Source organism: Pseudomonas oryzihabitans (genome assembly GCF_007665395.1).
In the GTDB taxonomy this organism is placed as follows: domain Bacteria; phylum Pseudomonadota; class Gammaproteobacteria; order Pseudomonadales; family Pseudomonadaceae; genus Chryseomonas; species Chryseomonas psychrotolerans_C.
Genome location: NZ_VDND01000014.1, coordinates 1 through 13,591 on the forward strand (window position 1 = coordinate 1; position 13,591 = coordinate 13,591).

13 protein-coding genes are annotated in these 13,591 nt (G+C 66.4%); 8 read left to right on the plus strand and 5 right to left on the minus strand.

The window, feature by feature from the left end; genetic code table 11:
* Positions 1-210, minus strand: a 210-nt coding sequence (locus FSV73_RS22375; RefSeq protein WP_137283166.1) for a pyridoxal-phosphate dependent enzyme, incomplete at its 3' end; no start/stop codon positions are given.
* 127 nt (positions 211-337) lie between these two features.
* Between FSV73_RS22375 and rpiA the strand changes: the two genes are divergently transcribed.
* Positions 338-1,012 carry a ribose-5-phosphate isomerase RpiA gene (gene rpiA / locus FSV73_RS22380; protein ID WP_145011695.1) on the plus strand — a complete coding sequence of 225 codons (675 nt, stop codon included), beginning with the start codon at positions 338-340 and terminating at the stop codon, positions 1,010-1,012.
* 256 nt (positions 1,013-1,268) lie between these two features.
* On the opposite strand, the gene serA is transcribed toward rpiA, so the two are convergent.
* Entirely contained in the window at positions 1,269-2,498 is a 1,230-nt protein-coding gene (serA, locus tag FSV73_RS22385; protein ID WP_145011697.1) for a phosphoglycerate dehydrogenase, read from the minus strand.
* A gap of 225 nt (positions 2,499-2,723) precedes the next feature.
* Here serA and FSV73_RS22390 point away from each other — a divergent pair, with 225 nt between their 5' ends.
* The 3 genes from FSV73_RS22390 (at position 2,724) to FSV73_RS22400 (ending at position 5,378) form a co-directional block, all read left to right on the plus strand.
* The gene (locus FSV73_RS22390; protein ID WP_145011701.1) at positions 2,724-3,389 is read left to right on the plus strand and encodes a fumarylacetoacetate hydrolase family protein; all 666 of its coding nucleotides are present in this window, start codon (positions 2,724-2,726) and stop codon (positions 3,387-3,389) included.
* Positions 3,390-3,478: 89 nt separating this feature from the next.
* Positions 3,479-4,384, plus strand: coding sequence for an SdiA-regulated domain-containing protein (locus FSV73_RS22395; protein ID WP_145011704.1), 906 nt, complete (start codon positions 3,479-3,481; stop codon positions 4,382-4,384).
* 70 nt (positions 4,385-4,454) lie between these two features.
* Positions 4,455-5,378 carry an SdiA-regulated domain-containing protein gene (locus FSV73_RS22400; protein WP_145011706.1) on the plus strand — a complete coding sequence of 308 codons (924 nt, stop codon included), beginning with the start codon at positions 4,455-4,457 and terminating at the stop codon, positions 5,376-5,378.
* 343 nt (positions 5,379-5,721) lie between these two features.
* Here FSV73_RS22400 and FSV73_RS22405 read toward each other — a convergent pair whose 3' ends face one another.
* The gene (locus FSV73_RS22405; protein WP_145011709.1) at positions 5,722-6,246 is read right to left on the minus strand and encodes a gamma carbonic anhydrase family protein; all 525 of its coding nucleotides are present in this window, start codon (positions 6,244-6,246) and stop codon (positions 5,722-5,724) included.
* 339 nt (positions 6,247-6,585) lie between these two features.
* Between FSV73_RS22405 and FSV73_RS22410 the strand changes: the two genes are divergently transcribed.
* The 4 genes from FSV73_RS22410 to FSV73_RS22425 all read left to right on the plus strand — a co-directional run bounded on the left by FSV73_RS22410 (position 6,586) and on the right by FSV73_RS22425 (position 12,138).
* Positions 6,586-8,037: an anion permease gene (locus FSV73_RS22410; RefSeq protein WP_145011712.1), complete on the plus strand. Its 1,452-nt coding sequence runs from the start codon at positions 6,586-6,588 to the stop codon at positions 8,035-8,037.
* Positions 8,038-9,018: 981 nt separating this feature from the next.
* The gene (locus tag FSV73_RS22415; RefSeq protein ID WP_145011715.1) at positions 9,019-10,554 is read left to right on the plus strand and encodes an acetyl-CoA hydrolase/transferase family protein; all 1,536 of its coding nucleotides are present in this window, start codon (positions 9,019-9,021) and stop codon (positions 10,552-10,554) included.
* A gap of 241 nt (positions 10,555-10,795) precedes the next feature.
* Positions 10,796-11,707 (plus strand): D-alanyl-D-alanine endopeptidase, encoded by a 912-nt coding sequence (gene pbpG / locus FSV73_RS22420; protein WP_145011718.1) that lies wholly within the window; start codon positions 10,796-10,798, stop codon positions 11,705-11,707.
* A 188-nt stretch (positions 11,708-11,895) separates the two neighbouring features.
* On the plus strand, positions 11,896-12,138 hold the full coding sequence (locus tag FSV73_RS22425; RefSeq protein ID WP_145011723.1) for a hypothetical protein: 243 nt from the start codon (positions 11,896-11,898) through the stop codon (positions 12,136-12,138).
* Here the strand turns inward: FSV73_RS22425 and FSV73_RS22430 are convergent.
* Together FSV73_RS22430 and FSV73_RS22435 are read right to left on the minus strand one after the other, a co-directional pair.
* Positions 12,132-12,569, minus strand: a complete 438-nt coding sequence (locus FSV73_RS22430; protein WP_145011726.1) for a GNAT family N-acetyltransferase — start codon at positions 12,567-12,569, stop codon at positions 12,132-12,134. The two genes, FSV73_RS22425 and FSV73_RS22430, sit on opposite strands and share 7 nt — an antisense overlap.
* A 2-nt stretch (positions 12,570-12,571) precedes the next feature.
* A complete protein-coding gene (locus FSV73_RS22435) occupies positions 12,572-13,582 on the minus strand; it encodes an AI-2E family transporter (protein ID WP_145011729.1) in 1,011 nt (336 codons plus the stop codon).
* Between the last annotated feature and the right edge of the window lie 9 nt (positions 13,583-13,591).

Sequence of the window (13,591 nt, forward strand, 5' to 3'; positions counted from 1 at the left end):
CCCGCGGGCCTTTTCCTCGGTCGAGAGGCTGGCCAGCTTGGTATAGGCACCGCGGATCTTGAAGGAGAACACCGGCTGCAGGTCTTCGCGCTTGAGCAGCACCTGGCAGCCCAGTCGCTCGGACAGCGCCCGCGCTGGTTGCAGGGGCGTTTCGATCGCCACGTCGTAGACGGGAGCGAGCAGGGTCTTCTTCACGTACTGTTCGAGCATCGGCGGGGCAATCCGGTGGGTGCGGCGGGGGCGAAAAGTCTACTACGGGCACCCCAGGGTAGGTTAGCCAGGCCGTCCGAGCGGCTATAATCGGCGACCCTCCACCCGTTTTTCTGCGGATATCCCCATGAATCAGGACCAGCTCAAGCAGGCCGTCGCCCAGGCCGCGGTCGACCTCATCCTTCCCCAGCTCTCCCGCGACAGCGTGGTCGGCGTGGGCACCGGCTCGACCGCCAACTTCTTCATCGACCTGCTGGCCAAGCACAAGCTGGAATTCGACGGCGCCGTGGCCAGCTCCCAGGCCACCGCCGACCGGCTGAAGAGCCACGGCATCACCGTCTATGACCTCAACGGCGTGAGCGACCTGGAGTTCTACGTGGACGGCGCCGACGAGGCCGACGGCCACCTGAACCTGATCAAGGGCGGCGGCGCGGCCCTGACCCGCGAGAAGATCGTCGCCGCCGTGGCGCGCAAATTCATCTGCATCGCCGACGCCAGCAAGCGCGTCGAGGTGCTCGGCGAATTCCCGCTGCCGGTGGAAGTCATCCCCATGGCCCGCAGCCACGTGGCCCGCGAGCTGGTGAAGCTGGGCGGCGACCCGGAATACCGCGACGGCGTGGTGACCGACAATGGCAACGTCATCCTCGACGTGCACAACATGCACATCGTCGACCCGGTGGGCCTGGAAGCCAGGATCAACAACATCGTTGGCGTGGTCGCCAACGGCCTCTTCGCCGCCCGCCCGGCGGACGTGCTGCTGCTGGGCACCGCCCAGGGCGTGGAGCGCCTAGCGCGCAGCTGAGTCGTCCGTAGCGTGGAAAACCGCGCCAGCGTTTTCCACCGGGAGGTTCGTACGTGCTCGGTGGATAAGGCTGCGCCGTTATCCAGGCTACGCGGTGTTGGGCTTCGACGATGGAGCCGTCTCAGCCCAACCTACCAGGCTCCCGTAGGTTGGGTTGAGCACAGCGAAGTCCAACGATCCCCCGCACTCAGTCCACAAAAAAGCCCCGGTCAGGCGAACCCGACCGGGGCTTTTTCATGTCGCCTGGCGGCTTAGCTTAGAACAGCACGCGGCAGCGGATGGTGCCCTTGACGTTCTGCAGCTTCTCCTGGGCCAGGTCGGAGTACTCGGCGTCGACGTCGATCACCACGTAGCCGACCTTCTCGTCGGTCTGCAGGTACTGGCCGGAGATGTTGATGCCGCTCTCGGAGAAGACACGGTTGATCTCCGACAGCACGCCCGGCACGTTCTGGTGGATGTGCAGCAGGCGGTGCTTGCCCGGGTGCGACGGCAGGGCCACTTCGGGGAAGTTGACCGAGGACACCGAGGTACCGTTGTCGCTGTACTTGATCAGCTTCTCGGCCACTTCCAGGCCGATGTTGGCCTGGGCCTCGGCGGTGGAACCACCGATGTGCGGGGTCAGGATGACGTTGTCCAGGCCACGCAGCGGCGAGACGAACTCGTCGTTGTTGGAGCGCGGCTCCACCGGGAAGACGTCGATGGCGGCGCCGATCAGGTGCTCGTCCTTGATGGCCGCGGCCAGGGCGTCGAGGTCGACCACGGTGCCGCGGGCGGCGTTGATCAGGATGCCGCCCTTCTTCATGGCGCGGATCTCGCGCTCACCGATCATCAGCTGGGTGGCGGGGGTTTCCGGCACGTGCAAGGTGACGATGTCGCTCATGCCGAGCAGCTCGGTCAGGGAACCGACCTGCTGGGCGTTGCCCAGGGGCAGCTTGGTGATGACGTCGTAGAAGAACACCTGCATGCCCAGGCCCTCGGCCAGGACCGACAGCTGGGTGCCGATGGAGCCGTAGCCGATGATGCCCAGCTTCTTGCCGCGGATCTCGAAGGAGTTGGCCGCGCTCTTGATCCAGCCGCCGCGGTGGCAGGAGGCGTTCTTCGCCGGGATGCCGCGCAGCAGCAGGATGGCTTCGGCCAGCACCAGCTCGGCCACCGAACGGGTGTTGGAATAGGGGGCGTTGAACACGGCGATGCCGCGCTCGCGGGCCGCCTGCAGGTCGACCTGGTTGGTGCCGATGCAGAAGCAGCCGACGGCGACCAGCTTCTTGGCGCAGTCGAACACCTCTTCGGTGAGCTGGGTACGGGAGCGGATGCCGATGAAGTGGGCGTCGGCGATCTTCTCCTTGAGCTGGGCGTCGGGCAGGGAGCTGACGACGTACTCGATGTTGCTGTAACCCGCGGACTTCAGGATATCCACGGCGGACTGGTGGACGCCTTCCAGGAGAAGGAAGCGGATCTTGCTCTTGTCGAGGGAAGTCTTGCTCATCTGCGTTGAATCCAGAGTGTCCAGGGAGAAGGATGTCGCCGCGCTGCAGGCCAGGGCAGCCCGCGGCGAAAAGGGTGGCCATCTTAACATGCGTCGCCTGTTGCAGGTCCGATTGCGACCTGAAGCTTTCTCAGCGCGACCATGAGCGCCTTGCGACCAGCAACGCCCCGCGACGGCCGCTTTTGGTTAAGATCGCGGGCAGACGCCACTCACCAGGAGCACAAGATGGCCTACCAGCACCAGTACCTCGACGGCACCAAGATCCACTTCCCCCTGGGCAAGGTCGTCTGCATCGGCCGCAACTATGCCGAGCACGCCAAGGAGTTGAACAACCCGGTTCCCACCGAACCCCTGCTGTTCATCAAGCCGGCCAGTTGCGTAATGCCGGTGGCGGAGGGTTTCCCCATCCCCACCGATCAGGGTTCGGTGCACTACGAGGCCGAGATCGCCGTGCTGATCGGCAAGCCGCTGTCGAAGAAGCCCTCCGCCGAGGAAGTACGAGAGGCCATCTCCGGCTTCGCCCCGTCCCTCGACCTGACCCTGAGAGACGTACAGAGCCGGCTCAAGGAAAAGGGCTATCCCTGGGAAATCGCCAAGAGCTTCGACGGCGCCTGCGTGCTCGCGCCCTTCGTGCCGGGCGATACCTTTGCCGACCTGGCCGACATCCCGGTGCGCCTGACCATCAACGGCGAGGTCCGCCAGGACGGCAACAGCCGAGACATGCTCAACCCCATCCTGCCGCTGATCCAGACCATCGCCGGGCACTTCTCCCTGCAACCGGGCGACGTCATCCTCACCGGTACGCCGGTCGGTGTCGGACCGCTCAACGTGGGCGATGACCTGGTGCTGGAGCTGCCCGACGTTAGCCGCTTCGAAACCCGCGTGCTATAAACCCGGCTCCCCACTGTCGCTTGGCAGGTGCCAGGCGACGGTGCGTCTGGTCCGCTGCGACGCCCTGACAAGAAGCCGTCCGAGCCAGCATGTCCAGACTCCCCCGCCTCCTCCTGCTCCGCCTGCTTCCCGCCTTCGTCCTGCTGGTGCTGGTCGTCCTCAGCATTCTCTGGCACTGGAACGACCGGGCGCTGCTCTGGTGGCAGGAATCGCGCACCCCGGCGGCGGTACGCGCCCAGTCCGTCTGGCTGCCGGACTACCAGGCGGTGATCCAGGGCAAGGCCCTGCCGGGCCTGGCCGAGGCCGAGACCTCCGACCTCACCTACGATCCGCGTACCCGCACCCTCTTCACCGTCACCGGCAGTACCCCCTACCTGGTGCAGCTGAGCCTGACCGGCGACATCCTCAGGCGCATCCCGATCCGCAACGTGTCCAACCTCGAGGGCGTGACTGCCTTGGAAGACGGTCGCCTGGCCATCGTCGACGAACGCCAGCGGCGGCTGTCGCTGTTCAGGCTGGCGGATGACGCCCAGGAATTGGATGCCGCTACCTTCGAACACCATGACCTGGGCTTTCCCGACGCCGGCAACAAGGGCTTCGAGGGCATCGCCTGGGATCCCGCGCGGAAGCGGCTGATCCTCAGCAAGGAACGCGACCCGGCCGCCCTCTTCACCCTGGCCAGCGACGGCCACGGCATCAGCGGCCAGCTCGAACCCTTCCCGGCCAAGCAACTGGTGATCGACTATTCCGCGGTGGCGGTCGATCCGCGCACCGGTCACCTGCTGGCCCTCTCCGACCAGTCCCACACCCTGGTGGAACTGACCGCCGATGGCCAGCCGGTCAGCTTCATCAGCCTCAGGCGCGGCCTGCATGGCCTGGAGGCGACCATGGAACAGCCGGAAGGGGTGGCCCTCGACGAGGCCGGCACGCTCTACATGATCGGTGAACCCAATCTCTTCCACGTGTTTCGCAAGGTGTCCAAGCCGGCGCAATGAGCGGCTATTCAGCTTGAATTCAGGGTAGCCCCCTTAGGCTGCGCGGCATTCCTGTCAAAGGATCCTGACGATGCTTCCGCTGCTTCCCCTCCGCCTTATCGGTGCCCTGCTGGGTACTGCCCTGCTGCTGGCCCTGACGCTGGTGGCCCAGCAGCACCGCCTGTTCGAGCGACTCTGGTTCAACGTCCAGAGCCAGCTGCACGCCGAGACCCGCCAGGCCCATTCACTGTGGCTGCCGGCTTACCGGGTCACCGTCGAGGCGCGGCCCATCGGCGAGGGCATCACCGATGTCTCGGCGCTGAGCTTCGATCCGGATCGCCGCACCCTGGTCAGCGTCACCAACAAGCCGGCGCGCTTTCTCGAACTGGACCTCGACGGCAAGCTGCTGCGCCAGATCGATCTCAAGGGCTTCAGCGATCCCGAAGCCATCGAGTACATCTCGCCCGGCGTCTACATGATCAGCGAGGAACGGCGCCAACGCCTGGTGCGCGTCCGCATCGGCGCCGACACCCGCGAGGTCGACATCGACGACCGCAGTGTCAGCCACCCCTTCAGCCTCAGCGACGTGGAAGGCGACAACCGCGGCAACGAGGGCCTGGCCTACGACGCCGCCCGCCAGCGCTTCTTCGTCGCCAAGGAGAGCGATCCGGTGCGCATCTACGAGATCGACGGCCTCGGCAGCGAGGCCTTCGAAGGCCTGCAGGCGCTGTCGCTGCGAACCGATCCGCAGCGCGATCGCCGACTGTTCGTGCGCGACCTCTCCAGCCTGCAATTTGATCCCGGCACCGGCCACCTGCTGGCCCTCTCCGACCAGTCGCGGCTGGTGCTGGAGCTGGGCGACGACGGCCAGCCGCTCAGCTCGCTATCGCTGCTCCGCGGCCAGCACGGCCTCAGCCGCAGCGTGCCCCAGGCCGAAGGCCTGGCCATGGACGACCAGGGCCGCCTGTACGTGGTCAGCGAGCCGAATCTGTTCTATCGCTTCGAGAAGCCGTGACGTAGATGCTCACTGGCCGCCAATTGGAGCCAAAAGTCTGCTCGGACAGCCCCCTCTCCCTTGGAGGGTGGAGTGAGGGCACGCCTGGCACGAATGCCATGGCGCTACGCCTGCCCTGTAGGTTGGGTTGAGCGATAGCGAAGCTCAACCAGCTTGGACCTGAGCGGCTTTACCCTCACCCCAACCCTCTCCCGAAGGGAGAGGGAGTGGTCCGCCGCAAGCGAAGAGGATGGCGACAGCCGACCGCAACCCTGCCTGGGTCACTAGAGACGAACTCCCGCTCGGATAGCCCCCTCTCCCCTCGGGAGAGGGTTGGGGTGAGGGGAGATCAGAGCCGCCCGCCCTACTCCCCCTGCTCGAACAACTCCTCCAGATAGCGCCGCGCATTGGCCACATAGACCTGGGCATTGGCCGCCAGCTGCGCCTGCTGGGCCTCGCTGAGGGTGCGCACCACCTTGGCCGGTGCGCCGAGGACCAGGGAGCCGTCGGGGATCACGGTATTCTCGGTAACCAGCGCATTGGCGCCCACCAGGCAGTGGCGGCCGATGCGCGCGCCATTGAGCACCACGGCGTGGATGCCGATCAGGCTGCCGTCGCCGATTTCGCAGCCGTGCAGCATCGCCTGGTGGCCGACGGTCACGCCGCGCCCCAGGGTGAGGGGCGAACCGGGGTCGGTGTGCAGCACGGCGCCGTCCTGCACGTTGCTGTCCGGGCCGATGTGGATCAGTTCGTTGTCGCCGCGCAGCACCGCGCCGAACCAGACGCTGGCGCCCTCGTCCAGGCGGACCTTGCCGATCACCGCGGCGGTGGGCGCGACCCAACTCTGGGGATGGGCCTCGACACGCTGTTCTCCCAGGCGGTATTTCATGGTGCTCGTCCTCGTGTTGTTGTCGTTGGCGGAACCCCTGATTGTTCGCCGAGCCGGGCGCCGGGTGCAATCGGAGACGACGAGAGCACGCGCGTTGTTGCAAGTCATTCTCGATAGCGAAAGAATGTTGCGGGAACCTAAGGCAGCCAGGCTGCGACGAATGACCACGGCGAGGGCGCTGGGAAAGGCGCCCGGCCTTTGCAAAGCTTGCTGCCGCTGACGGCGCCAATGCAGGGAGAGCGACGCGCGAGGCCACGCCCGACCTGGGCCCTACGCCAGCCGTCATTCGTTCCCGGCCACGGCCGGCTGCCCCAGACCACCGGAATCTGCGAGAGCCCGATGCGTAACACCTGGAAATTCCTGCTACCCCTCGCCGTCACCGGCCTGCTGGCCCTGCTGCCCGCCCCGGACGGCCTGCCCGCCCATGCCTGGCTGTACTTCGCCCTGTTCGCCGGGGTGGTGGTGGGCCTGATCCTCGAACCCCTGCCCGGCGCGGTGATCGGCCTGATCGGCGTGGCCCTCGCGGCGCTGCTGGCACCCTGGGTGCTGTTCAGTCCGGCGCAACTGGCCACGCCTGGCTTCCGGGCGCCCCAGGAGGCGCTGAAATGGGGGCTGGCGGGGTTTTCCAACAATACCGTCTGGCTGATCTTCAGCGCCTTCATGTTCGCCCTGGGCTACGAGAAGACCGGTCTTGGCCGGCGCATCGCCCTGCTGCTGGTCAAGGCCATGGGCCGCCGGACCCTGACCCTGGGCTACGCGGTGATGCTGGCGGACCTGGCCCTGGCGCCCTTCACCCCGTCCAACACCGCGCGCAGCGGCGGCACCGTCTACCCGGTGATCCGCAACCTGCCGCTGCTCTACGACTCCAAGCCCAACGACCCGAGTGCCCGGCGCATCGGCTCCTACCTGATGTGGGTGGCGATTTCCTCCACCTGCGTGACCAGCACCCTCTTCCTCACCGCCCTGGCGCCCAACCTGCTGGCCGCCGCCCTGATCGAGAAGACCGCCCAGGTGCACATCAGCTGGGGCCAATGGTTCATCGCCGCCGCGCCCATGGGCATCCTGCTGCTCGCGCTGCTGCCGCTGCTGGCCTACTGGCTGTATCCGCCAGAGATCAAGCGCAACGACCAGGTGCCGCTGTGGGCGGCTAAGGAACTGGCCGAACTCGGTCCGCTGACGCGCAACGAGAAGCTGCTGCTGGCTCTGGTGATCGGCGCCCTGGCGCTGTGGATCTTCGGCGCCGCCTGGGCCGATCCGGCGCTGGTAGGCATCCTGGTGATCGTGCTGATGCTCCTGCTGCGCGTCATCACCTGGGACGACGCCCTGGGCAACAAGGCCGCCTGGAACACCTTCGCCTGGTTCGCTACCCTGGTGGCCCTGGCCGACGGCCTGACCCGGGTCGGCTTCGTCGCCTGGTTCGGCCAGTGGGTCGCCGGCCACCTGGGCGGCTTTCACGCCGGCACCGCCATGGTGGTGCTGGTGGTGGTCTTCTATCTCGCCCACTACCTGTTCGCCAGCTCCACCGCCCATACCACCGCACTGCTGCCGGTGATGCTGGCCGCCGGCATGGGCATCCCCGGCATTGACCTGCCGGTGTTCGCCCTGCTGCTGGGCACCTCCCTGGGGCTGATGGGCATCATCACCCCCTACGGCACCGGGCCGAGTCCGGTGTACTACGGCAGCGGCTACCTGCCCAGCGCCGACTACTGGCGGCTGGGGACGATCTTCGGAGCGCTGTTCCTGCTGGTGCTGCTGGGGATTGGGGTGCCGTGGATCATGATGGTGGCGTAAGGGGGCAGGTTGGGCTTTAAGTGCCCAATGCCCGGGCTGTGGTGACCCTGGCGGATCGGCGTAGGTTGGGTTGAGCGATAGCGAAGTCCAACGGTGCCTGGCATCCCGAACGTCGGTATTCGTAGGTTGGCGCTGAGCGCAGCGAAGCCCAACATGGCGAAGGTCCGCCGAAGTGCATTGGCTTACCGGTGCCCTGGTTGTTTATCGTGGCCTGCTTGTGGCTCTTGTTTCGCCCACCCGGGCGACTCACTTTTTTCAGTCGCGAAAAAAGTAAGCAAAAACGCTTGCCCCATCATCCGGCCCTACGCTGCGCTCGGGTCCACTCACGCCAGCGCCGTTCCGGGGTCGGTCCAGATGGGCCATCCATGGCCCACTGGACCTCTCGCCGCATCCCTGCGGCTCGACCCACTCCACGCCACTGGCGTTCGCCCTCCTGAACGGGGCGATTCGCCAGCCTGAAAGTGTTGGTTGAAGAACCTTAGTCGGCTGCAGCCCGTAGCGTGGACAACGGCGCAGCCTTGTCCACTGATGGCTTAGGTGCCCGCCTGTGGAAAACGCTGCGCGGTTTTCCACGCTACGACCCCTGAACTCCGAATTCCCAGGCTTGCGCCCCGTCCCCGTCAGTGAGGCCGAGCGCAGCGGAGGGCCGAAACATGGGGGACAGCGTTTTTGGTTACTTTTGTTCGGGACGCGTAGTCCGGGGCGCGCAGCCGCGACTGGCAAAAGTGACTCGCCCGGGTGGGCGAAACAAGAGCCACAAGCAGACCACGATAAACAGCTGTGGCACCGGTAAGCCAAGACACTTCGGCCAACCTTCGCCATGTTGGGCTTCGCTATCGCTCAACCCAACCTACAGAACCCACCCATCTCCTCCCTCAATAATTTCCCCACCACCCGACCTTTTGCTTAGGGACCTAAGCATCCCTTCGGCGTAGAATCCACATTCTTAGTGTGCTTTCGATAACACCCGCAGAGGTCGTCATGTCCCACCGTATTCGCCACCCCGGCTTCGCTGCCAAACGCCAGAGCGCCGAGCAGGCCGCCCAGTTCATCCGTCACGGCATGACCGTCGGCATGAGCGGCTTCACCGGGGCCGGTTATCCCAAGGCCGTACCCGGCGCCCTGGCCCAGCGCATCACCGCCAGCCACGGCGCCGGCGAGCCCTTTCGCATCAAGGTGCTGACCGGCGCCTCCACCGCGCCGGAGCTGGATGGGGCGCTGGCGCGGGTCGATGGCATCGAGTTGCGGGTGCCCTTCCAGTCCGATCCGGAGCTACGCGGCCGCATCAACGCGGGTGGCCTGGAGTACATGGACATCCACCTGGGCCAGCTGGCGGAAAAGGTGCGCTATGGCTTCTTCGGCAAGATCGACGTGGCGGTGGTGGAGATCGCCGCGATTCGCGAAGACGGCCGACTGGTGCCTTCCTCCTCGGTGGGTAACAACAAGACCTGGCTGGACATGGCCGATGCGGTGATCCTCGAGGTCAATCGCTGGCAGCCCGATGCCCTGGACGGCATGCACGACATCTACACCGACGGTGCCCTGCCACCCCGGCGCACGCCGATCCCGCTGGAACATCCCGGCGATCGCATCGGCTCGCCCTACCTGGAGGTGCCGCTGGAAAAGGTGGTGGCCGTGGTGGAAACCGACGCCCCCGACCGCAACAGCCCGTTCAAGGCGCCGGACGCCGCCTCCCAGGCCATCGCCGGGCACCTGCTGGACTTCCTCCGCTTCGAGGTGCGCCAGGGCCGTATCCCGGCCAACCTGCTGCCGATCCAGTCGGGGGTGGGCAATATCGCCAACGCCTTCATGCAGGGCCTGGCGGCGAGTGAATTCGAGGGGCTGACCGCCTTCACCGAGGTGATCCAGGACGGCATGCTGGAGCTGCTCATCAGCGGCAAGATGGAGCTGGCCTCGGCCACCTCCTTCTCGCTGAGCCCGGCGGGTATCGAGCGCTTCCTCGAACACGCCGAGTCCCTGCGCCAGCGCATCATCATGCGCCAGCAGGGGGTGAGCAATCACCCGGAACTGGTGCGGCGGCTGGGCTGCATCGCCCTGAACGGCATGCTCGAAGCCGACCTCTATGGCAACGTCAACTCCACCCACCAGATGGGTACCGGCATGATGAACGGCATCGGCGGCTCCGGCGACTTCGCCCGCAATGCCTATCTGTCGGTGTTCATGGCGCCGAGCACAGCCAAGAATGGCCTGATCTCGACCCTGGTGCCCATGGTCAGCCACGTCGACCACACCGAGCACGATGTCTCCGTGATCGTCACCGACCAGGGTCTGGCCGACCTGCGCATGCTCAGCCCGAAGCAGCGCGCCCGCGCCATCCTCGAGCATTGCGTGCACCCGAGCTTCCGCCCGGCGCTGGACGACTACTTCGCGCGTGCCCTGGCCGGCAGCCATGGCAAGCACACCCCGCACCTACTGCCCGAGGCGCTGGCCTGGCACGAACGCTACCTGGTCACCGGCAGCATGCTCGGCCCGGCCGCCCAGGAAGCCCACGACTGACCCACGGGCGCCCGAGGCCTCTCGGGCGCCCTTTCGCTCCGCCATCCCTGCCGTCCGTCGCCCATCTGCAACTAATTGTGACTTTTTGCCAGCGCGCTGTGTAAAAAGCTGCCTTGTCGGATTCCCAGCCGACATTCCGGGTGATAAAAGACGTGAAATCTCTGCGCAATGTCCTTGATCTGCAAGGCGCATTGCCGTTCGCGGTTGTTCTAACCCCGCCCCTTTCCTGAGAGCTGCCACCGTGAAGATCTGTCATCAACTTGCCGGCCTGTTGCTGGCTGGCTTGGTCGGGCTGAGTCCGGCCGTCCTGGCCCAGACCCCACCGAAGGTCAAGGCCGCGGCCGCCGCTACCGCCCAGCGCCTGGCCTCCAACCACGCCTTGGTCGTCGACCTCAAGACCAACCAGGTGCTGTTCGCCCAGAATCCCGACCAGGTCGCGCCCATCGCCTCGGTCACCAAGCTGATGACCGCCATGGTGGTGCTCGATGCCCGGCTGCCGCTGGAGCAGACCATCGACATCGACATCAGCGAGAACCCGGCCATGCGCGGGATCTTCTCGCGGGTCCGCCTGGGTAGCGAGCTGACCCGCCGTGACATGCTGCAACTGGCGCTGATGTCCTCGGAGAACCGCGCTGCCACCAGCCTGGCCCACCACTACCCGGGTGGCCAGAAGGCCTTCGTCGCCGCCATGAACGCCAAGGCCCGCGCCCTGGGCATGAAGAACACCCGCTACGCCGAGCCCACCGGCCTGTCGCCGCTCAACGTCTCCACCGCGCGTGACCTGGTGACGCTGCTCAAGGCCACCGAACACTATCCGCTGCTCGGCCAGCTGAGCACCACCCCGGAAAAGACCCAGGCGTTCCACAACCCCAACTATGTGCTGGGCTTTCGCAACACCAACCACCTGGTCTACAACGCCGACTGGAGCGTGCAGCTGACCAAGACCGGCTACACCGACAAGGCCGGTCACTGCCTGGTGATGCGCACCGTGATGGCCGGTCGTCCGGTAGCCTTCGTGGTGATGGACGCCTTCGGCAAGTTCACCCACATGGCCGACGCCACCCGCGTGCGCCGCTGGCTGGAAAGCGGCGAACTGAGCCCGCTGCCGGGCGCGCCCAAGGGCGCGCGCAGCACGGTGCTGGCGCGCAAGTAAGGCCTGCCCGAACCGAAAAAAGCCGCGTCCCCGACGCGGCTTTTTTATGTCTGGCGATTACGTGGGCCGAGGGGGCGAACGCAAGGGACCCTCTGGAGAGCCGCCGCCGGAAGGTCTTCGACGTCTAGCCTGGGCACCCCAGGCGCCGCTCGCGGTCTAGCCCTCTAATGGCCACCTGGAATGACCCCATGGACAAAGACGCGATCGCCCACGAGTACTACGAGGTCGTCACCGGTCGCTGCTGGCTGGATGACGTCCGTGAATGGCGCCGGCTGCAGGCGGAAGCCCAGGGCGCCGCCGACCGCTATCTGGCCTGCCCGGAAGATTTGGGTACGCCCGAGCGTGAACGGCTGGAACAGGCCTGGCGTGCCAGCAACGAGCAAGCCGGGGCCTTCTGGCAGCGGATGTGGGCGAATCTGGATCGTCAGTGAGCGCCAGTGGGCGGTCGCTGCAAGGTCAGGCTGAAGGGCGCGAAGCCCAGCGCCGCCCAGAACGCGCGGCCGGTGTCGTTGCCGGCCAGGACGTTGAGTTGCACCGGCCGGTCCGCCGGCCAGTGCTGCTCGCGCAGATGACCGAAGAAGGCACGGCCCAGGCCCTGGCGCCGCGCCGCGGGCGCCACGTAGAGATGGCGCAGGAAGATCCGCGCCGCCTCCACCCGATACAGCGCGTAGCCCAGTGGCTGGCCGTCCCGCTCCGCGAGGATGGCCTGGTACTCACCGCGACTGAGCCAGTCCGCCAGCCGCTGCCGCAAGGCCGCCTCGCCGAGCGGCTGCGGGCTACCCTGGTCCCGCTGCAGGCCGGCATTGAAGTCCGTCAGCACGTCCAGGTCGGCAAGGCCGGCAGAGCGATAGCGGACCGCCATCCTCAGACCAGCCCCTCCGCCTTCAGCTCGCTCTTGAGGTAGGCGTAGTAGACCGGCGCCGCCACCAGGCCGGGCAGGCCGAAGGCCGCCTCGAACACCAGCATGGCCACCAGCAATTCCCAGGAACGGGCGCTGATCTGGCCGCCGACGATGCGGGCATTGAGGAAGTATTCCAGCTTGTGGATGGCGATCAGGTAGCCCAGCGCCGCCACCGCGACCCAGATCGACAGCGACAGCCCGGCGATGAAGATCAGGGTGTTGGACATCAGGTTGCCGATCACCGGCAGCAGGCCGAGGATGAAGGTGAGCATCACCAGGGTCTTGGCCAGCGGCAGATGGACATCGAACAGCGGCAGCACGCCGAGCAGGAAGATGCCGGTCAGGGTGGTGTTGAGCAGGGAAATCTTGATCTGGGCGAAGACGATGTTGCGAAAGGCCTGGGCGACCAGGCCCAGGCGCACCAGCAGGGCGCCGCTCAGCGGCCGCAGGCGTTCGGGATCGGGGGCCGGCTGCAGGGCAACGATGGCGCCGAGGATCATGCCGATGAGCACGATGACGAAGGTCCGCGCGGCGTCGCGCCCGAACAGCTGCAGCTGGGCCACGTGGGCACGTACCCATTCCACCAGTTCGCGCTTCATGCTGTCGGCGTTGGCCGGCAGGTAGGCGTCCAGCGACGGCGGCAGCTGGGCCCGGGCACGCTCGGTGAGCACCATGAACTTGTCCAGCAGGCGCCCGGGGTTCTGCACCTCCTGGATGATGAAGCTGGTGAACCAGACGAAGAACAGCGTCAGCAGGCTCACCACCAGGGCGCCGAGCAGGGCCACGGCGAGCCAGCGCGCGCCGCCACCGGGCAAGTGCCGTTGCAGGCGACCGGCCAAGGTGTTGACCAGTTCGTACACCAGCAGGCCAGCCAGGAGGCTGGGCAGGAGCTTGAGCGGGAGAACCAGGTAGAGCGCGGTGAAGACGATGATCCAGCTGGCCAAGATGGCCTGGCGTTGCGTGAAGGCGTACATAGATTACCG

What these genes read in the sequence shown, in the direction of transcription:
- FSV73_RS22390 (WP_145011701.1), top strand. Translation starts at nt 2,724, where the DNA reads ATGGCCTACCAGCACCAGTACCTCGACGGCACCAAGATCCACTTCCCC.
- FSV73_RS22425 (WP_145011723.1), top strand. Translation starts at nt 11,896, where the DNA reads ATGGACAAAGACGCGATCGCCCACGAGTACTACGAGGTCGTCACCGGT.
- FSV73_RS22410 (WP_145011712.1), top strand. Translation starts at nt 6,586, where the DNA reads ATGCGTAACACCTGGAAATTCCTGCTACCCCTCGCCGTCACCGGCCTG.
- serA (WP_145011697.1), bottom strand. Translation starts at nt 2,498, where the DNA reads ATGAGCAAGACTTCCCTCGACAAGAGCAAGATCCGCTTCCTTCTCCTG.
- FSV73_RS22415 (WP_145011715.1), top strand. Translation starts at nt 9,019, where the DNA reads ATGTCCCACCGTATTCGCCACCCCGGCTTCGCTGCCAAACGCCAGAGC.
- rpiA (WP_145011695.1), top strand. Translation starts at nt 338, where the DNA reads ATGAATCAGGACCAGCTCAAGCAGGCCGTCGCCCAGGCCGCGGTCGAC.
- FSV73_RS22405 (WP_145011709.1), bottom strand. Translation starts at nt 6,246, where the DNA reads ATGAAATACCGCCTGGGAGAACAGCGTGTCGAGGCCCATCCCCAGAGT.
- FSV73_RS22435 (WP_145011729.1), bottom strand. Translation starts at nt 13,582, where the DNA reads ATGTACGCCTTCACGCAACGCCAGGCCATCTTGGCCAGCTGGATCATC.
- FSV73_RS22400 (WP_145011706.1), top strand. Translation starts at nt 4,455, where the DNA reads ATGCTTCCGCTGCTTCCCCTCCGCCTTATCGGTGCCCTGCTGGGTACT.
- FSV73_RS22395 (WP_145011704.1), top strand. Translation starts at nt 3,479, where the DNA reads ATGTCCAGACTCCCCCGCCTCCTCCTGCTCCGCCTGCTTCCCGCCTTC.
- FSV73_RS22430 (WP_145011726.1), bottom strand. Translation starts at nt 12,569, where the DNA reads ATGGCGGTCCGCTATCGCTCTGCCGGCCTTGCCGACCTGGACGTGCTG.